Here is a 19,660-nt window from a genome sequence, read left to right on the forward strand (position 1 = left end):
ATAATCTCTATAGTTACAGCGTCACAAGGTGAACAAATGAAATATCAACAACTCGAAAACCTTGAATGTGGTTGGAAGTGGCACTATTTAGTAAAAAAACATCTAGAGGGCGAGCCAATAACTCGCTATATTGAAAAAAGTGCTGCTCAACATGCCGTAAATGAATTATTACTGTTAGAACATAATCCAACAAGCGTTGTTGATTGGATAAAATCGCATTTGAATCCCGATTTAGATAATCGCATGAAGCAGACTATACGGGCAAAACGAAAACGACATTTTAACGCAGAACAACAATATACACGGAAGAAGTCCATCGATTTGGAATTTTTAGTTTGGCAACGCTTAGCGAATTTAGCTAAACGCCGTGGTTGTACGTTGTCACAAACCATTACGCAACTAATTGAAGATGCTGAGCAAAAAGAACAATATGCGACAAAAGTATCAACAATTAAAGATGATTTACTGTCACTTCTTGATGTGAAGCGCAACAGTAAATAACACAAACTACAGGATAAATAGGTTTAATTATGGGAAAATCCCTTGTTATTGTGGAATCACCAGCTAAAGCAAAAACAATTAATAAATATCTTGGTAAAGAGTATGTTGTAAAATCAAGTGTGGGGCATATTCGAGATTTACCCGTTAGTGGTAGTAGCCAACGCGCTGAGAAAACGACTAAAGATAAAGCCGAGAAGAAAGTAAAACGCTCAGAAAAAGAAGCGTTAGTCAGTCGCATGAGCGTGGATCCTTATCATGGTTGGAAAGCACATTATGAGATTCTACCCGGTAAGGAACGTGTTGTATCAGAACTTAAAAAATTGGCTAAAGATGCCGATATGATTTACCTCGCAACCGACTTGGATAGAGAAGGGGAAGCTATCGCCTGGCATTTAAAAGATGTGATTGGTGGCGATGACAATAAGTACCGTCGTGTAGTATTTAACGAAATTACGAAAACAGCCATTAAAAATGCATTTAATAAACCATCTATGTTAGATATGGATCGGGTAAATGCTCAGCAGGCTCGTCGCTTTATGGATCGGGTTGTGGGCTTTATGCTTTCGCCATTACTTTGGAAAAAAGTGGCTCGAGGTTTATCCGCGGGGCGTGTCCAATCGGTTGCTGTTAGACTTGTCGTTGAACGTGAGCGTGAAATTCATGCCTTTATTCCCGAAGAGTATTGGGATCTGTATGCTGATTTAATGACGCAGAATAAAGCGCAATTAACGTTACAAGTGACACATTATAAAAATGAAGCATTTGAGCCAAAAGATAAAGTAGCGATCGATATTGCATTGGCTGAACTTAATAAAAGCCAGTACCATGTTACCAATATTGAAGAAAAACCAACCAAAAGCAATCCGACAGCACCCTTTATTACCTCCACTTTGCAACAGGCAGCAAGTACCCGTTTGGGGTTTGGTGTTAAAAAGACGATGATGTTAGCTCAGCGTCTTTATGAAGCAGGTTACATCACCTATATGCGTACGGATTCAACCAATTTAAGTCAAGATGCATTGACTATGGTGCGTGATTATATTGGTCAGAATTTTGGGGATAAATACCTGCCAAAATCTGCTAATGTTTACAGCAGTAAAAAGAATTCGCAAGAGGCGCATGAAGCCATTCGTCCATCAGATGTAACAATACTGGCTGATAAGCTTAGCGATGTTGACGCTGATGCGTGCAAACTCTATCAACTTATTTGGCGACAGTTTGTTGCTTGTCAAATGACCGCAGCCGAATACAATTCCACCACAATCACCGTAAAAGCGGGAGATTTTATTTTAAAAGCGAAGGGACGTACATTACGCTTTGATGGTTGGACAAAAGTGCAACCTCAATTATCAAAAAATAGTGACGATAAAATTTTACCGGCGGTTAATGTTAATGATAAATTGGATTTAATTAGCTTAAATCCGAATCAACACTTTACTAAACCACCTGCACGTTATAATGAAGCGTCATTAGTAAAAGAGCTTGAAAAGCGTGAAATAGGACGACCATCAACTTATGCAACGATCATTTCAACTATTCAAGATCGGGGCTATGTACGTTTAGATAATCGTCGTTTTTATGCTGAAAAGATTGGTGAAATTGTTACAGATCGCTTAAATGAGAATTTTAATGATCTTATGAGCTATGATTTCACGGCACGCATGGAAGATGCACTGGATGAAATTGCCAATAAAAAACAAGAATGGCGAGAAGTACTCGATCAGTTTTTTAGTGATTTTAGTAAACATCTGGAAATTGCTGAACAAACGCCAGACAAAGGAGGAATGCAACTAAATCCTTTAGTCTTAACGCCAGAAATAACCTGTCCAAATTGTGGACGTGAAATGGGCATTAAAACGGCTGGGACGGGGGTGTTTCTTGCTTGTTCCGGTTATGCATTACCGCCTAAAGAGCGTTGTAAGCAAACAATTAACTTAATCCCTGAACATGAAACCCTAAATATTTTAGAAGAGTCAGAAACAGCCGAAACTGATGCGTTAAGAGCCCGTAAGCGTTGTCCTAAATGTCACACGGCAATGGATAGTTATCTGCTTGATAATGAGCGAAAACTGCATATTTGTGGTAATAATCCAATTTGTGATGGATCGCTTGTTGAAAAAGGTAACTTCAAAGTCAAAAGCTATGAAGGCCCTATTATTGAATGTGAAAAATGTGGATCTGAAATGCATCTCAAATCAGGACGTTTTGGTCTATACATGGGATGTACCAATCCAGATTGTAAAAATACGCGTAAGATCTTAAAAAATGGCGATGTGGCTCCGCCAAAAGAAGATCCGGTCGATTTGCCTGAACTTAAATGTACTAAGTCAGATGCACACTTTGTACTACGTGATGGCGCATCAGGAATCTTCTTGGCTGCACACAATTTTCCAAAATCAAGGGAAACACGTGCACCATTGATTGAAGAGTTACAGCGTTTTAAAGATCGTTTACCCGAAAAATTTATGTATTTAACTGAAGCACCAAGTAAAGATCCTGATGGTAACCCATCAATTGTGCGTTTTAGTCGTAAAAGCAAACAGCAATATGTCACATCAGAAGTAAATGGCAAATCAACTGGTTGGGTAATGCAATACGTCGACGGCAAATGGATCAATAGTAAAAAATAGGTAAGAACGCCTGAATGATTGTTAATATCATTCAGGTTAAGTATACGTTTTAGTATAAAGTCGTGTGTTTGTTTGTGCTAAAGTGTGAAAGGAATTACCTTATAATTTCCCTCTTTTTTAATACGTATTAATCAAGAGGGAAGTGTATAGAGTTAAAGGAGCCTTTGTCATGAAATTGCAACAATTACGTTATATTGTCGAAGTGGTGAACAACGATCTCAATGTTTCGCTAACCTCCGAAAAACTTTATACATCGCAGCCTGGTATAAGCAAACAGATTAAATTATTAGAGGATGAATTAGGCGTCCAAATTTTTACCCGTGTAGGAAAACATCTTTCAGAAGTGACACCGGTAGGCGAAAAAATCATTGCATTAGCTAAAGAAATCCTCAATAAATCGAAAGATATCAAAATTATTGCTAAAGAGTTCAGTCAGCCAAATCAAGGTTCTTTAACCATCACAACAACCTATACGCAAGCCCGTTATACCTTGCCAGTTGTCATCCAAAAGTTTATGCAACAGTATCCTCATATTATTTTGCACATGGAGCAAGGATCGTCTCATCAATGTCTATTGCAAGCGCAAACCGGTCAAGCTGATTTTGCGATAATTACCGATCTTTCGCAGTTAAGTGATGATATGATCGCTTTACCTTGCTACCACTGGAATCAAGCTGTGATTGTCATGAAGGATCATCCTTTGGCTAAAAGTAATATGATTTCAATTGAAGAGTTATCAAAATATCCTTTAGTCAGCTATGATTTTTCTAATGATGGATCAGATTTAAATCAGGCGTTTATTAATGCCAAACAATTACCCAATATTGTATTTAGCACAACTGATGCGGATTTAATTAAAACTTATGTTAAATTGGGTGTTGGGGTCGGCATTGTGGCGAAAATGGCAGTCAATGAAAATATCGATAGCGATTTTGTTGTACTTAATGCTGGTCATATATTTCCTTATAGTACAACTTATATTGCCTTTGCTCGGTCACTCTTTTTACGTAGCTATATGTACGATTTCATCAGTCAATTTTCACCCCATTTAAATAGACAAACGGTTGATAGACTGATTCTTTGTGATAACAATGTTGAAGTACAAGCTATGTTTAATGGTGTAAAATTGCCAATTTGTTAGGTCATTGATGACTGACATTCGGTAAATTATTCCGAATAAATATTGAGTAAAGTGCGAGGTTTTCGCACTTTATTGTATCGTTTTATTTATGTCTAGCTTTTAGTATACCGATAACATCTTGAAGGGACAGATTTTGATCTTGTAATAAAACTAACAAATGATAGATCAGATCCGCTGACTCATTTTTGAGTTCTTCTCGGTCATGTACGGTGGCAGCCAGCGCGGTTTCAACGCCTTCTTCGCCCACCTTTTGTGCTATACGTTTGGTGCCATCATGATAAAGTTTAGCGGTATACGATGACTGAGGATCGGCATTTTTACGAGCAGCAAGCAACTGTTCTAATTGATATAAAAACCCCCATTCCGTTTTAGCCTTAGCAAAGCAACTGTTGCTACCGGTATGACACGTAGCGCCAATTGGATCAACTAAAATCAGTAGGGTATCGTTATCACAATCGGTTGAAATGCTTTTTACATTTAAAAAATGTCCTGAGGTTTCGCCTTTCGTCCATAGTCGATTTTTAGTTCGTGAATAGAAAGTTACTTTACCAGTAGTTTGGGTTTGTTTAAGGGCTTCTGGCGTCATGTAGCCAAGCATTAACACATCACCTGAAACATAGTGTTGAATAATAACAGGCATTAAGTTATTCACTTTTTGCCAATCAAGCTGACTTGCGTCTAATTGGTTGTCTGAATTGGAAACTAACATAATCGAATCTCTACTCCGTGGTTAGCTAAATACTGTTTAAGTTCTGCAATATTAATAATTTGTTTATGAAATACTGACGCTGCCAAAGCACCATCCACACCAGCATCTTGAAAAGCATCTAAAAAGTGCGCCATTGTGCCTGCACCACCTGAAGCAATTAATGGAACATGACAAATTTTGCGTATCGCTTTGAGTTGTTTAAGATCATACCCATGACGAACGCCATCTTGATTCATCATATTGAGTACGATTTCACCGGCGCCTCGTTTCTGCACTTCCTTAACCCAATCTAGGGTATTCCATTTGGTTGCAACGGTACGTTTTTCATCGCCCGTAAATTGATAGACATGGTAGTTGTCAGTTTCTTGGTCGTACCAAGTATCAATCCCAACTACAATACACTGCACACCATAACAATTGGCTAACTCCGTAATTAAATCGGGGTTAGCTAAAGCAGGGGAGTTAATCGATATTTTATCCGCACCAAAGGTTAATATTTGCCCAGCATCTTCGACGGTTTTAATACCGCCAGCCACACAAAAAGGAATATCAATCACTTCTGCAACTTTGGCAACCCAACTTTTATCGACCACACGCCCGTCAGAAGATGCTGTTATGTCATAAAAAACCAATTCGTCAGCACCTTCTTCAGCATATCTTTTGGCTAGAGGTACAATATCGCCGATGATCTCATGATTGCGAAACTGTACCCCTTTGACCACTTGACCGTCACGAACATCTAAACAAGGGATTATCCTTTTTGCCAGCATGAAATTGCCTCCTGAACTGTAAATTTACCTTCAAGCAATGCTCGACCGACAATCACACCGGCAACACCACTTTCTTGTAGTGCTTGTACGTCTGTTAATTGTCCGATTCCCCCCGATGCTTGAAACGCGATTTGTGGAAATTGTTGACTTATTTCTTGATAAAGTTTGACATTGGAACCACTAAGTGTCCCATCTTTAGATATATCGGTACAAAGCACATGTTTCAAACCATAAGGTAGATAACCGTCAATCACCTGCTCAAGTGTTTGATTCGAATTCTCTTGCCAACCATGAATAGCGACATATTTGTTACCTTGCTCATCAATCCGTACATCTAACGCTAATACTAATGCTTCAGCACCATAGGTGTTAAACCATTGCTTAACAAGTTGAGGTTGTTTAATGGCTGTTGAGCCGATTACTACTCGAGTGGCGCCTGCGGCAAGTAGGGCTTTGATATCCTCTTCTGTACGGATACCACCACCAACTTGAACAGGAACTTGTACACCCGCAATTAAGGTTTTAATTAAGGATATTTGGCGTGCATTGGGATCTTTTGCACCCGTTAAATCAACAAGATGTAATAATTTAGCACCTTGATTTTGATAATCTTGAAATCTTAACAATGGGTTATTCCCATAATCACGTTTAAGATCATAATCACCTTGATGTAATCGAACAACGGCGCCATCAATTAGATCCAGTGCAGGTATGATAGTAGGATAGGCACTCATGACTACATCTCCAGAAAGTTTTTGAGTAATTTTGCACCGGCTAAGCCAGAACGCTCGGGATGAAATTGTACACCGTAAAAGTTGTCTTTTTGCACGGCAGCGGTAAAGTTTTCGCCGTAATTGGTTTCTGCAATAGTTGCTGAGCATAATGGCATCGCGTATCCATGAACAAAGTAAAAATAAGCACCATCTGGAATATCTCGAAATAGATGATGTCCGGCTTTTGGGTAGACTTTATTCCACCCCATATGAGGCAGTGGTAGTCCACAATCGGGGATTTTAATCACTTTTTCGTTTATTATTCCCAATGTGTCAACATGACCTTCATTACTATACTGAGCCAATAATTGCATGCCAAGGCAAATGCCTAAAACAGGTTGGGTACACACTTTAATAAGCTCGACTAAGTTGCGTTCTTTTAATTTTTGCATTGCAGCAGAAGCTGAACCAACACCCGGTAAGAAAAGCTTATCAGAGTTAAGCACGACATCAGGTTCCAGACTGATAATAGGTTGGTATCCTAATCTTTCAATCGCATATTTAACCGAAGAAAGATTAGCGCAACCCGTATCTAAAATCACAATGTTCATTACAACACTCCTTTTGAACTGGGTAATCTGTCACTTTCGATTTTGATCGCTTGTTTTAACGTTCGGGCAAAAGCTTTAAATAGACTTTCCACTTTATGATGATCGTTATCGCCTTCGGTTTCGATATGTAAGGTAATACCCATGGCATAACTTATGGAGTAAAAAAAGTGTTCAACCATTTGCGTACTCATATCGCCCACTTTTTGATGATAAAATTGCGCATTGAATTTCAAATAAGGACGACCAGATATATCCATTGAACATTTCGCTAAACATTCATCCATAGGAATTACCGACGCATAGCGAGCAATACCTCGTTTATCGCCAAGGGCAATTTTCAACGCTTCGCCTAGAGCAAGTCCTGTGTCTTCAATAGTATGATGATCATCGACATGCAAATCACCTTTAACTTGGATATTAAGCTTAATTCCTCCATGGGTCGCAATTTGGTCAAGCATATGATCAAAAAAACCAATGCCAGTATTGATTTGCCTTCCACCTTGTCGGTCTAACCAAACTTCAACCAGTATGTTGGTTTCTTTGGTGTGTCGTGCAACTTTGGCATAACGATCGGCTGTTGTTAATCGTTGCGCAATCTCGTTCCAATTTAATTGTGTCGGGTGATAATGCAGTCCATTAATTCCCATATTTTCAGCGAGTTGTATATCTGTGACCCTGTCACCTATAACATAACTATTGGTTTTGTCTAATTTACCGCTAGACAAATAAGGTAGCACTAATTGAATTTTGGGTTTTCGACATTGGCAATTATCTTCAGGAAAATGCGGACAGATAAGTACTTCTTCAAAGTTCACGCCTTGTGATTGAAAGATTTGCATCATTAGATTATGTGGACCATCAAAATCAGCTTGTGGGTAGCGACAGGTTCCTAGTCCATCTTGATTGGTCACCATGACCAATTTAAAGCCTGCGGCTTGTAGTTTGAGTAACGCCGGTATGACATTAGGCTCAAAAGCAAGCTTTTCAAAACGATCAACTTGGAAATCAATAGGCGGTTCAGTAATTAAGGTACCATCCCGATCGATAAATAAATATTTTTGTAACATGATGACTCCTATTCTATCGTTTTAAGTGCTGTTATAACCGCATCACATTCAATTTGAGTACCAATGGAAATGCGTATAATGTTTTTTTGACCCATTGATTTACTTTGATCGCGTAAAATAATTCCTTGATTCCAAAGGTTATTAAAGACATCTTTATCATCTTGAAATTTAACACACAAATAGTTAGACCAGCTTGGGTAAACTTTTTCAACCAGGGATAATTGGGAGAGTTGATCGGCAAATTTCTGTTTTTGATTGTTAAGGTATTGAACATTTAACTTCATCGTATTGATACCGTCTTTACTCAGTGCTTGTGCTGCAATATCTGCTACAGGTGTGGCTAATGGATAAGGGGCAATGACTTTTTGAAGAGTATCAATGACGGGTTTGTTCGCAATCGTAAATCCACAGCGTAACCCTGCTAATGCAAATGCTTTAGATAAAGTCCGTAAAATCACTAAGTGTGGATAATTAGTTAGCCAACTGACTACCGATGATTGTGGTGAAAATTCAATATATGCTTCATCAATAACAACTAAAGCACGGTCTTGGGCCATATTAAGCAGGGATTTAATATCTTCAGCGTTGATTAAATTACCAGTTGGATTATTTGGTGAACAGACATATATTAACTTAACATTCTCAAGATTTTGTTCAATACCGTTAAGATCGAGTTGCCAATCTTTTGTTGTAGGAACGATCTTAGTTTTTATACCCAATGTTTCAGCACTAACTTGGTACATACCATATGTCGGCGGACAATATAAAATACTATCTTGTTCAGGCTCGCAAAATGCTCGCATCAAAAGTTCAATCGCTTCATCTGCTCCTCGACTGACAAGTAATTGATCGGGTTGTACACCGGCATATTGTGCATAGCCCCTAATCACTTGCTGTGGTTGCGGTTCCGGATAACGATTTAATGTTTGCTGTGTTAACTCAAAATGTGGCGCAACAGGGTATTCATTTGCATTAAGCCAAACATCACCTTGACCGCCAATACGTCTAGCGGATTGGTAGGGAGTTAATTTTTGTACGTTTTTTCTCACTAATTGATTAATATCCATTTGCTATACCTACCTTTGATTCGTTTGATTTAATACAGCTAAACGCAATGTAACCGCTTGTTTGTGTGCTGTGAGTTGTTCTGCTTGCGCCATTAGTTCTACTGCGTTACCAATGGCTTTTAACCCATCAGGTGTTAACTTTTGAACTGTCATCCGTTTTTGAAAGTCTGCTAATCCTAAACTGGAGTAGGTAGCAGTGTAACCATAAGTCGGTAATACATGGTTAGTACCCGACGCATAATCGCCAGCTGATTCAGGCGACCAGTCACCAAGAAAAATAGAGCCAGCACTGGTTATCTGCTCGACAAGTTCATCGGCATTTTGGGTTTGAATGATTAAATGTTCTGGCCCATAACGGTTACTGATTGCAACGCATTGTTCTAAATCTTGAGTGACAATAAGTCGACTTTCTTGTAACGCTTTCTCGGCAATAGCTTGACGTGATAATTGTGCAAGCTGCTTATCGACTTCTAATGATACTGCTTGAGCCATTTTTTCATCGGGAGTAAGGAGTACAACTTGTGAATCGGGGCCATGTTCAGCTTGTGATAACAAATCAGCAGCAATAAATGCAGGATTAGCTGAACTATCTGCAATAACGAGCACTTCGGATGGCCCCGCAGGCATATCAATTGCAGCACCATCAAGGCGTTGGCTAACCTGACGTTTTGCTTCTGTTACATAAGCATTACCGGGGCCAAAAATTTTGTCTACTTTAGGCACAGACACTGTACCAAATGCCATGGCAGCAATAGCTTGGGCACCACCTAGTTGATAAATTTCGGTAACGCCACACAGCTCAGCGGCAAATAAGATCTCATCCGCTATTGGTGGGGGTGAACACAGTATCACTTTGCGACAACCTGCAATATTAGCAGGTATGGCAAGCATCAATACGGTAGATAACAACGGCGCAGATCCCCCTGGAATATAGAGCCCAACTGAATTGATTGGTCGGGTTACAAGTTGACATGTAATGCCGGGCATTGTTTCAACAGTTACTGTCTGTTTAACCTGCGCTTGATGAAATTTTTTAATATTGCTAACGGCTAATTGCATAGCTTGTTTTAAATCAGGATTAACCCGATCGATTGCCATTTTAATTTCACTGTTGCTTAATTTAATCTGATTAATTTGAACTTTATCAAACTTGTTACTTAAGGCTTTTAACGCTTCGTCACCATATTGCTTAACTTGATTTAAAATATCTGCAACAGATTGACTAATTGAGTCTGATGCAGTCATAGCTGGACGAGTCAATAAAGCGGTTTGTTCTTGTTCTGAACATTGTTGCCAATAAGAGAGTTTCATACTTTACTCCATCATCTTTTCAATTGGTAATACAAGAATTGAGCTTGCACCTAATGCTTTTAGTTTTTCCATGGTTTCCCAAAATAGCGATTCACTACTAACCATATGTAACGCGACTCGATTTTGTTCGCCAGTTAGCGGTAATATTGTTGGATTTTCAGCACCCGGTAACAAGGCAACCACTTGATCTAATACCTGTGTTGGGGCATGCAACATGATATATTTGGATTCGCGAGCTTGTATTACCCCTTGAATACGTGTCATGACTTTATCAATCAGCGCTTGCTTAATTGGTGGCATTTCGCCTTGTCGTTGAATTAAACATGCTTTGGATTGATAGATAATTTCGATTTCTTGTAAACCATTCGCCTCAAGGGTGGCGCCACTTGAAACTAAATCACAAATAACATCAGCTAATCCTGCTCGAGGGGCAACTTCCACCGATCCGTTTAACAAACAAGTTTTAAATGTCACATTGTATTCAGCAAGATAACGACGAAGTAGGTGAGGATAAGTGGTGGCAATACGCAAATTATTTAAACATTCAGGGCCGGTATAATCGAAATCGCGAGGGGCAGCAATGGATAACCGACAACCGCCAAAATCTAAACGACGTAATTTTTTGTACTGAGGATTTTGCCCTTCCGCTTGTCTATCAAGTACTTCTTCTTCTAAAACATTTTCACCCACGATACCAATATCGACCACACCGTCGATAACCAGACCGGGAATATCGTCGTCACGAACACGTAAAATATCGATTGGCATATTTTCAGCAAATGCGATTAAGCGTTGTTCTTGAAGATTAATTTTAATGCCACACTGTGCCAGCAATTTTTTTGATTCATCACTTAAACGACCAGATTTTTGCATCGCAATGCGTAAACGCGAATTATCCAACATATTATTCTCCAACTTATCCAAAAAATTTATAAACCACAAACAAAAAACCCTCGGAAGTTTGATCTTCCGAGGGTTTTCTATTTGCTTTCGCGATATCACCGGAAGACCAAATGTCTTCCAGCACCAATCGCCCGAAGACTATTCAGGAATGATGGTGATGATGATGTTTAGTAATAAAAGCGCAAAAACAATTCATAAAATAAAAACCATTAAGTTGATTTATTAATCTAATTTCTGAACAAAATATAACATAAAAAGTCTGCTCGCAACTGTTTTTTTGTTTTTTTATTAAATTTTTGTAAATTTAAATTCTGTTTCAACAACGTATAAATTGTTTCTATCACAAAGCGATATCATCTTAATTTTTCGAAATTTATAGAGTATATTTTTCAGCGTGATTATGGGGTGATAATTTTTTCAACTACTGATTTACACCAAAAATTACAACAATACTCAGTCAAACAACTGGTCATTTGTGGCATGATGAGCCATATGTGTGTGGATTCAACTACCCGATGTGCCAATGAACTTGGTTATCAACCGATATTAATTCATGATGCATGTACAAACCGTGATCTTGAATTTAATGATGAAATCATCCCCGCTAAAAAAGTCCATTATAGCTTTATGTCAGCATTGGCAGGATTTGCAAACGTTATCAATTGTCATGAGTTCATACAAAAAAAGATAGATTAAATTTTGAAAAAACAGAATGATTTGATTGAATGTCAAAGGCGCTGGAAAGACTCTCTATTATTTAATACTGCCAACGAAATAAGTTTATTTTATTGATTATATTTCAGGAAGATATCGTTTATGTTTATGATATCTTCCTAATCAATTATTGCATCAATAAAAACAATTTATTCAAACGACTATTCAATAAGTTCAGAATATTTTTGACCTAAAACGCTATAACGACCATTGCCTAATAGTGCAAGACTAAAAGCGGTAATGACCATAAAAGCAGGGTATTCCCAACCACCACCGGTATTGCTGAATGTCCATCCATTATTAAAATGGATAACGGTGATAATGAGTAATTCAATAATGGCTAAAATAGCAATGACACGAGTTAATATACCAACTAACAGTAATGCACCGCCACCAATTTCAAAGACAATGGCGATATAACCAACAAAATCGGGAAATCCAAGCGATTCAAAATATTGTGCTGTACCAGATGGTGTAAAGACGAGTAACTTAGTGAAACCATGAACCAAAAACATCACACCTAAAGCAATACGTAAAAATAGAGCAGCCAGATCAGTTTGATTTTGTCTCATTTTTATTTTTCCTATATTAAGTTAGAAAATAACTTCAATTGATAATTGTAAAAAATTATAAACAATGCTATTACTTGGTTAAAAATAGGATAATACAACATAGATTGTCTCATAAACGGTAATAGTTAGTAAAGTTATACCTGTTCGATTTATAAAACATTATCTGAATGAAAAGATGAATTTGCTTTTTTCTGGCAAGCTCTACATAGACCAAATCGTTTATATTAAATCATTAATCAAATAGGTAAAAAATGTGATTATTTAAAATGTTAGTCAAAATACGCATTTTTAAATCAATGCGTTAATATTATTGATTACTAAAGTTATATTCGTGATGGTGTATTTCATCCTTAATTGTTATAAAACAATGAGCGGAATATTGTCATCGATTTAAACCTATATGGTGAAAACTTTATTCGCTGCGTTGCGTTATCATCGCAATAATACATTAAACTGTTAAATTGATAATGTAATGGTAAAAAGCGCAGTTTTATCTGAAAAGTTTGTGATACAATGCCTTAACTATACTTAATGATTCATTTCTAACGTTAAATAATTAATACTCTCTTTTCTAACTTTAAATATTTAATACGATTCCAGTCCTTTTAAAGATTACTATTTTATGCATATCGTTCAATAGATTATTGGAGTAATACTAAAATGAATTACTATGATTTTTTAGTCATTGCCTTAAAATTATTGGTGGTCTTTATTTGCATTATTTTGTTTTTAAAAATTACCGGAAAAACATCATTGTCTCAAATGTCGAGTATCGATTTTATTGGTAACATGATTTTGGGTGGTATTGCCGGCGGTATCATCTATAACCCTAAATTAACCGTTTATGATTTTTTAATTGTATTACTCATGTGGACGGCAATAATGTACACCTCGAATTATCTGAAAAAAAATAGCCAAAATGCCAAAGCCTTTATTGTTGGTAATCCGATCGTATTAATGGATAAAGGCAAAATAAAGTTGGATGCTTTCACATCAGTAAATCTGGATATATCAAGCTTTGCCGTACTATTGCGGATGAAAAATGTCTTTAATATCAATTCTGTTGAAAAAGCGATTTTGGAGCCTAATGGACAATTAACGGTCGTTAAAAAAGGGGATAAAGATATTTCAGCTATTGTCTTAGAAAATGAAAAACCAAGAAATGATGTTTTAGAGGATTTGGGTAAAAGTGAAGCATGGTTAAAATCGAGATTATCTCGGCAGGGGTATAAAACTTATCAAGGTTTGTACTGTGTTGAATATTATAATCGACGCTTATATGTGATTCCTAGTGATTCTGTGGATTAAATGATTCAGAACAATAATATTAAATCCCTTAACCATTTCGTTAAGGGTTAATAACCGTGAATGAATATCTTGATTTAATTGCTATAAAGCGGAGAATTGTTTAACGATTTAGTCACAAAACTTTTTACATCAAAGTCTATCAACGTATCTTGTAGCTTTTCGGCTTCTGCCTTTGATTGACATTGCGTAAAAACACAAGCGCCCGTGCCAGTTAATCGTGTTGGAGCAAATTGCGAAAGATGAGTAATGATTGCGTTTACTTTTGGATAACGCTTGCGCACCACCACTTCACAATCGTTACTAAATTGATCTAAGGATAGCAATTCATTAACGCTTCGAACAGGTGTACCTCGCTTAAGATCAGGATCGTTAAACACCTTGACTGTTGAGATTGCAATATTAGGGTAGGTGACCAAATACCAATATTCCGGAAATTCAACCGATTGCAACTGATCGCCAATTCCTTGTGCTAATGCTGTGTGACCATAGATAAAAATTGGTACATCGGCACCGATATTACGACCAATCTCGATCAATGTATGGCGTGATAAATTAAGATTCCATAATTGATTAAGTGCAACTAACGTCGTTGCGGCATTCGATGATGCGCCACCCAGCCCACCACCCATAGGAATTATTTTATCAATCGCAATATCAATCCCTAACTCATGTCGACCAGTATAAGATTTTAATCGTTGGGCTGCGAGAGTAATTAAATTTTTATCTGAAGGGATATCACTAAATTGAGTGACTAGATTAATTTTATCATCTTCACGACGATTGAAAGATAATCTGTCACTCATATCGATAAATTGAAATAGTGTTTGTAAATTATGATAATTATCAGGACGACGCCCAGTAATATATAAAAATAAATTTAATTTAGCGGGTGAAAGCCATTGATACATGAAAAATCCTTATTACCGTAAAATCCAATTATCAATTTTTAAGCGTACTCGTTCATTATCATGATTAAGTTCAATCATTGCGGGTAAATCTACCGATTTATTATTAAAAGTTTTCGTCATGTAATTCGATATTTTTAATAGCCACTTTTTGTCTTGTTGCAAAAATTCGGTTGATGCTAAACGCCCCGAATTATCGATTTTATCGTTGATACTGTCGTTAGAAAATCCCTTAAGCCAATTATTTAATGAATTTAAAGGCACATCGATCCTAGCGATTTTATTCATCAAACTTTCAACATTATAATCAGTATAATGCTTGCCATTTTTGTCGATCACTTCTGCATAATCCGGTTCTGCAATTAGTGTTAAAATGTTGGTTCCAACAGGTGTAGTAAGTTTGATTTCATAACGATCTATCGATTTTTGAACAATAAAAAAACGTCCATAACTTCGAGAGTTTTCACTAAAATGAGCAATACTTCCATTAACTTGAAAAGCATTTATTTGCTTAAGATCTTGTTGGTGAAGTTGCCATTGTTCTTCAATGGTTGCTGTGTCTTTATGTTTGGTAACTTGACAGGCTGTAAGTAACAAAGGCAGTAAGATCAAAGCGTATTTAAATTTAAACATAATTGCCTCTTCAATGTTAATCAATAATAGGTAAAACATTATAACTGATTATTAAAAGAATAAAAAAGGTAATGAGAAATTAACGTTTTCAAATTTTCATGTATAATAACCTGTTATAAAGGTGCTATAAATCGTCATATCTTACAAACAATTATATAAGAAAATTGCAATGTCAATCACTATATTAGGTGTCAATCATAAAACGGCACCCGTGTCGCTGAGAGAAAAACTCGCTTTTCCCAATGAAATTATTGATAAAGCATTATACAGCTTATATCAACACCCTTTAGTTGAAGGATGTGTGATCTTATCAACCTGTAATCGCACAGAAATTTATCTTAGCTTTGAGCACCAAATTGACTATTTAAGCTTAAAACAATCTGTAGAAAGCTGGCTAGGGCAGTTTCATCATATTGACATTCAACATTATCACGACATGCTTTATTGGAAACAAGGACAGCAGGCAGTTGAACACTTAATGTCTGTTGCATGTGGTATTGATTCAATGGTGCTTGGAGAACCCCAAATATTAGGTCAAGTTAAACAAGCTTATTGTTATGCCCAGCAAAATAATAGCTTGTCACTTAAATTAGAAAAGCTATTTCAAACGGTATTTCGTGTAGCGAAAATAGTACGAACAGAAACGAAAATAGGCTCAAATACGGCTTCCGTTGCTTATGCCGCCTGTCTTATAGCCCGAAATCTATTTAAAACAACGCAAAATTTAAATGTGATGTTAGTTGGGGCGGGTGACACAATTGAACTTATTGCTCGTTATTTAAAACCTCATCGATTCAATCATGTCATTGTAGCTAATCGAACTCGAGAAAAAGCCCTTAAACTAACCGCACTTATCGATGCCGAAATTATCTCTTTACCTGATATTGCAAATCGTCTTAAAGATGTAGATATTGTCATAAGTTCAACAGCGAGTCCGCTACCTATTATTGGTAAAGGAATGGTAGAGCGAAGTTTATTGGCAAGAAATAACCGTCAAATGCTGTTTATTGATTTAGCGGTTCCTCGAGATGTAGAAGAAGAGATCAGTAAACTTGACCATGTACATCTTTATTCGGTCGATGATTTGCAAAAAACAGTTGAAAACAATCTACAACAACGAATGGTAGCAGCTCAAGAAGCACAACACATTATTCGAGAGCAAGCCGAACATTTTTTAGATTGGTTAAAAACGCGTTCTGTGATTGATTATGTAAAACAGTATCGTCAAAATGCTGAAAGTATACAACGTGAACAAGAAGAAAAAGCTTTAAATGCATTTCGACAAGGTGAGAATATTGAAGATGTACTTGCTGAATTTTCACGTCGGCTAACCAACAAACTGATTCATGCACCAACCCAAACATTACTCAATGCATCAACACATGATTGTGATGACTGCTTTAAAATTCTGTGCAAAGGATTTGGTTTAAAAGGGCATTAACTAACATATATTATTTGTTTACAGGAAATATAACGTATTGGATCAGATTGAATTTTTTGATATACCCAGTCCATGTAAGCGTGTTTGTGAAACCGATAAACAAGGGTATTGTATAGGCTGTTATCGTTCAAGAGAAGAACGTTTCAGCTGGTTAAGCTATACTGATAAACAAAAAAAGGAAGTATTACGTTTGTGTCTACAACGTGCTTATAAGCGTCGTTATTTAGCCATGCTTCAGCAAAAATCTCAGTCTAAACAACGCTCATCACAAGTTGAGCTTGATTTAATAGAATAATTTTATGCGCTTTATCATACAATATCTTGTAATCTTGACTTAGTCAGAGTAGGATTTTTAGGCATTAGGTTAGGTAAGATTTAATCACAATAGTTAATTTAATCGAGATTTTAAAAATGAAAATGTGTATTGCATGTGGCATGCCAATGACTTCAATTGCTGATTATCCTTTGCATGATCTATCTAAAAGTTATTGTAAATATTGTGCCAATCAGGATGGTACCATGAAAACCTTTGACCAAAAATGGCATGAAGTGACTTTACGGTATGCCAATAACCATAATATTGACTATTCGATAGCAAAACAAACTGCTTATACTATTTTGAAAAAATTGCCGGCGTGGAAGCGTCGTTGGTAGTTGATTTTTTAGGCATTCAAAGCACATTATCATAATATCAGTTGCAGTTATTGCAAAGCTTAGTATAATTGCCAACGTTTACTTATTTACACTTCTAATGCCAGTGTGGCGAAATTGGTAGACGCAGCGGATTCAAAATCCGCCGCCCTTAAAAGCGTGTCGGTTCGAGTCCGACCACTGGCACCAATTCAATCCATAAACTCGTTCTTGCTACAACAGTTTTGACGATAACAGTTCCTGCGATAAATATTTGCAGCTGACTTTGACAGCGTTTTAAAAAATAAGCAAATATTACAAAAATAATTCATTTAATTTGAAAGCAATACTTTCCTAAAAAGTTAATCATACTTTTTAAATATCGTCGACTTATCCTTATATTCTCTTCTTATATCTTTATTCGCACACATGATAAGGAATATCTAAGTGATTTGGATTTTATTTTATCATGCCGATCTATCACCAAATCCAGAATATCGTGCCACAATGTCAGCTTATTTGCGTTTATTAAACTCTGTTATCTGTTATCATCGCTTAGATTAAGTCGCTAGGCTCTCGTTTTATTTTACTGTGAATAAAATAATGTTGATGTGTTAAAGAATAATAAGCATGCGTTTCATGACAGATAAATATCATCATTTGATATTTATCTGCCATGGTTAGTTAGTTGGCGCCGGCATTAAGATATTTTTGCATCTCCTCAGCTGGTACCATTCCGCCACCTGTTGCCCAAACCAGATGAGTAGCATGTTGTAGTTGTTGCGGTGTTAATTGCAGACGTTGCTGATACTGTAAATCGTGATTTACTATGATAGCGCCTTTCATACCAGCAAGAGCCGAAGGTTCTAATTGAATATTTTCGGTTTGATTGAGTAAAGATAATAAATCATACATCTCTTGGTCTGACAACGTATAATAACCGTCTAACAAACGTTCCATTGCACGACCGACAAAGCCTGATGCGCGTCCTACCGCCAGACCATCTGCCGCGGTTAGATTATCAATACCGATATCTTGCACTGAAATCTTATCGTGTAAGCCGGTATAAACACCTAAAAACATGCAAGGTGAGTGGGTGGGTTCAGCAAAGATACAATGGACATGATCACCAAACGCCATTTTTAAACCAAAAGCTACACCGCCAGGTCCGCCGCCTACACCACAAGGTAAATAAACAAATAAGGGATTTTCACGGTTAACGACAATGCCCATTTGGTCAAATTGTTGTTTTAGACGTTCGCCAGCAACGGAATAACCCAAAAAAAGGGTTTTAGAATTTTCATCATCGATAAAAAAACAGCTAGGATCCGACTCAGCGGCTTTGCGACCTTGCTCGACAGCGACGCTGTAGTCATCTTCATATTCGATCACATTTACACCATGAGAACGTAACTTCTGTTTTTTCCATTCTCTTGCATCAGCTGACATATGAACACTAACATTAAAACCCAATTTGGCGCTCATGATACCAATCGATAAGCCAAGATTACCCGTTGATCCTACCGCAATACTATATTGGTTGAAAAACTGTTTAAATTCATCAGAAAACAGTTTGCTGTAGTTATCTTCATAAGATAATAAACCTTGCTCAATGGCTAATTTTTCTGCATGCGTTAAAACCTCGTAAATACCTCCGCGTGCTTTTATTGAGCCGGAAATAGGTAAGTGGCTATCTTTTTTCAACAGTAATTTACCAGCAATATTTTGATTGTAACGTGCTTCTAAGGCTGTTTTCATATGATCTATTTCAACTACATCAGATTCAATAATGCCTTTTGTTGCTAAAGTTTCTGGAAAAGCAATGGCTAAATAAGGGGCAAATCGTTTTAAGCGATTGCTTGCCTCGGCAATATCTTGTTGATCAAGTCCCACATAATTTAATCCTATTTCTAATGTTGTAATATTAGGATTAAACCAGTAACAGGGTTCAAGTTTAATCAGTTTATCAACTAAAGGATTATCTTTGATAAGACATTCAATTTCGATTTGATTCATTTTGACTCCTTATGTTGA

20 protein-coding genes, 1 tRNA gene and 1 other annotated feature are annotated in these 19,660 nt (G+C 36.9%); of the genes, 9 read left to right on the forward strand and 12 right to left on the reverse strand.

The window, feature by feature from the left end; genetic code table 11:
• Positions 1–36: 36 nt before the first annotated feature.
• The 3 genes from matP (at position 37) to cysB (ending at position 4,272) form a co-directional block, all read left to right on the forward strand.
• On the forward strand, positions 37–501 hold the full coding sequence (gene matP, locus ACGH4F_RS01700) for a macrodomain Ter protein MatP (protein ID WP_220215114.1): 465 nt from the start codon (positions 37–39) through the stop codon (positions 499–501).
• Positions 502–530: 29 nt separating this feature from the next.
• On the forward strand, positions 531–3,131 hold the full coding sequence (gene topA / locus ACGH4F_RS01705; protein WP_267359913.1) for a type I DNA topoisomerase: 2,601 nt from the start codon (positions 531–533) through the stop codon (positions 3,129–3,131).
• A 169-nt stretch (positions 3,132–3,300) separates the two neighbouring features.
• Entirely contained in the window at positions 3,301–4,272 is a 972-nt protein-coding gene (gene cysB, locus ACGH4F_RS01710) for an HTH-type transcriptional regulator CysB (protein ID WP_411589750.1), read from the forward strand.
• Between the two features lie 82 nt (positions 4,273–4,354).
• On the opposite strand, the gene hisIE is transcribed toward cysB, so the two are convergent.
• From hisIE to hisG, 8 genes are read right to left on the reverse strand one after another with little or no spacing between them, the layout of a single operon-like run.
• Positions 4,355–4,981: a bifunctional phosphoribosyl-AMP cyclohydrolase/phosphoribosyl-ATP diphosphatase HisIE gene (gene hisIE / locus ACGH4F_RS01715; protein ID WP_267350795.1), complete on the reverse strand. Its 627-nt coding sequence runs from the start codon at positions 4,979–4,981 to the stop codon at positions 4,355–4,357.
• Entirely contained in the window at positions 4,975–5,751 is a 777-nt protein-coding gene (hisF, locus tag ACGH4F_RS01720; protein WP_411589751.1) for an imidazole glycerol phosphate synthase subunit HisF, read from the reverse strand. The genes hisIE and hisF overlap by 7 nt, the downstream gene beginning before the upstream one ends.
• Positions 5,733–6,485 carry a 1-(5-phosphoribosyl)-5-[(5-phosphoribosylamino)methylideneamino]imidazole-4-carboxamide isomerase gene (gene hisA / locus ACGH4F_RS01725; RefSeq protein WP_411589752.1) on the reverse strand — a complete coding sequence of 251 codons (753 nt, stop codon included), beginning with the start codon at positions 6,483–6,485 and terminating at the stop codon, positions 5,733–5,735. The genes hisF and hisA overlap by 19 nt, the downstream gene beginning before the upstream one ends.
• 2 nt (positions 6,486–6,487) lie before the next feature.
• Positions 6,488–7,075 (reverse strand): imidazole glycerol phosphate synthase subunit HisH, encoded by a 588-nt coding sequence (gene hisH, locus ACGH4F_RS01730; RefSeq protein WP_411589754.1) that lies wholly within the window; start codon positions 7,073–7,075, stop codon positions 6,488–6,490.
• A complete protein-coding gene (gene hisB, locus ACGH4F_RS01735) occupies positions 7,075–8,142 on the reverse strand; it encodes a bifunctional histidinol-phosphatase/imidazoleglycerol-phosphate dehydratase HisB (RefSeq protein ID WP_411589756.1) in 1,068 nt (355 codons plus the stop codon). Before hisB ends, hisH begins: the two co-directional genes overlap by 1 nt.
• Positions 8,143–8,150: 8 nt before the next feature.
• Positions 8,151–9,209, reverse strand: coding sequence for a histidinol-phosphate transaminase (gene hisC / locus ACGH4F_RS01740; RefSeq protein WP_411589758.1), 1,059 nt, complete (start codon positions 9,207–9,209; stop codon positions 8,151–8,153).
• A 9-nt stretch (positions 9,210–9,218) separates the two neighbouring features.
• Positions 9,219–10,520 (reverse strand): histidinol dehydrogenase, encoded by a 1,302-nt coding sequence (hisD, locus tag ACGH4F_RS01745; protein ID WP_267359924.1) that lies wholly within the window; start codon positions 10,518–10,520, stop codon positions 9,219–9,221.
• A 3-nt stretch (positions 10,521–10,523) separates the two neighbouring features.
• Entirely contained in the window at positions 10,524–11,423 is a 900-nt protein-coding gene (gene hisG / locus ACGH4F_RS01750; RefSeq protein WP_220215105.1) for an ATP phosphoribosyltransferase, read from the reverse strand.
• A gap of 38 nt (positions 11,424–11,461) precedes the next feature.
• Positions 11,462–11,587 (reverse strand) — a sequence feature (His leader region).
• Between the two features lie 241 nt (positions 11,588–11,828).
• Between hisG and ACGH4F_RS01755 the strand changes: the two genes are divergently transcribed.
• Positions 11,829–12,119 carry an isochorismatase family protein gene (locus tag ACGH4F_RS01755; protein ID WP_267359926.1) on the forward strand — a complete coding sequence of 97 codons (291 nt, stop codon included), beginning with the start codon at positions 11,829–11,831 and terminating at the stop codon, positions 12,117–12,119.
• Between the two features lie 179 nt (positions 12,120–12,298).
• Here ACGH4F_RS01755 and ACGH4F_RS01760 read toward each other — a convergent pair whose 3' ends face one another.
• Positions 12,299–12,709, reverse strand: coding sequence for a DoxX family protein (locus ACGH4F_RS01760; RefSeq protein ID WP_220215103.1), 411 nt, complete (start codon positions 12,707–12,709; stop codon positions 12,299–12,301).
• A gap of 660 nt (positions 12,710–13,369) precedes the next feature.
• On the opposite strand from ACGH4F_RS01760, the gene ACGH4F_RS01765 reads away from it, so the two are divergent.
• Positions 13,370–14,017, forward strand: a complete 648-nt coding sequence (locus ACGH4F_RS01765; protein ID WP_220215102.1) for a DUF421 domain-containing protein — start codon at positions 13,370–13,372, stop codon at positions 14,015–14,017.
• Positions 14,018–14,091: 74 nt separating this feature from the next.
• Here ACGH4F_RS01765 and ispE read toward each other — a convergent pair whose 3' ends face one another.
• Both ispE and lolB read right to left on the reverse strand, forming a co-directional pair.
• Positions 14,092–14,925: a 4-(cytidine 5'-diphospho)-2-C-methyl-D-erythritol kinase gene (ispE, locus tag ACGH4F_RS01770; protein WP_267359928.1), complete on the reverse strand. Its 834-nt coding sequence runs from the start codon at positions 14,923–14,925 to the stop codon at positions 14,092–14,094.
• A gap of 12 nt (positions 14,926–14,937) precedes the next feature.
• A complete protein-coding gene (lolB, locus tag ACGH4F_RS01775) occupies positions 14,938–15,555 on the reverse strand; it encodes a lipoprotein insertase outer membrane protein LolB (RefSeq protein WP_267359930.1) in 618 nt (205 codons plus the stop codon).
• A 169-nt stretch (positions 15,556–15,724) separates the two neighbouring features.
• On the opposite strand from lolB, the gene hemA reads away from it, so the two are divergent.
• The 4 genes from hemA (at position 15,725) to ACGH4F_RS01795 (ending at position 17,836) form a co-directional block, all read left to right on the forward strand.
• The gene (gene hemA, locus ACGH4F_RS01780) at positions 15,725–16,996 is read left to right on the forward strand and encodes a glutamyl-tRNA reductase (RefSeq protein ID WP_411589762.1); all 1,272 of its coding nucleotides are present in this window, start codon (positions 15,725–15,727) and stop codon (positions 16,994–16,996) included.
• A 37-nt stretch (positions 16,997–17,033) separates the two neighbouring features.
• Positions 17,034–17,291 carry a DUF1289 domain-containing protein gene (locus tag ACGH4F_RS01785; protein WP_267380314.1) on the forward strand — a complete coding sequence of 86 codons (258 nt, stop codon included), beginning with the start codon at positions 17,034–17,036 and terminating at the stop codon, positions 17,289–17,291.
• Between the two features lie 116 nt (positions 17,292–17,407).
• Entirely contained in the window at positions 17,408–17,650 is a 243-nt protein-coding gene (locus ACGH4F_RS01790) for a zinc ribbon domain-containing protein (RefSeq protein WP_267359936.1), read from the forward strand.
• A gap of 99 nt (positions 17,651–17,749) precedes the next feature.
• Positions 17,750–17,836: transfer RNA gene (locus ACGH4F_RS01795), tRNA-Leu, on the forward strand.
• 474 nt (positions 17,837–18,310) lie between these two features.
• On the opposite strand, the gene dsdA is transcribed toward ACGH4F_RS01795, so the two are convergent.
• On the reverse strand, positions 18,311–19,642 hold the full coding sequence (gene dsdA / locus ACGH4F_RS01800; protein ID WP_267350847.1) for a D-serine ammonia-lyase: 1,332 nt from the start codon (positions 19,640–19,642) through the stop codon (positions 18,311–18,313).
• Positions 19,643–19,660: the final 18 nt, after the last annotated feature.

It is taken from the genome of Gilliamella sp. CG35 (assembly GCF_046635745.1).
Taxonomy (GTDB): Bacteria; Pseudomonadota; Gammaproteobacteria; order Enterobacterales; family Orbaceae; genus Gilliamella; species Gilliamella apicola_I.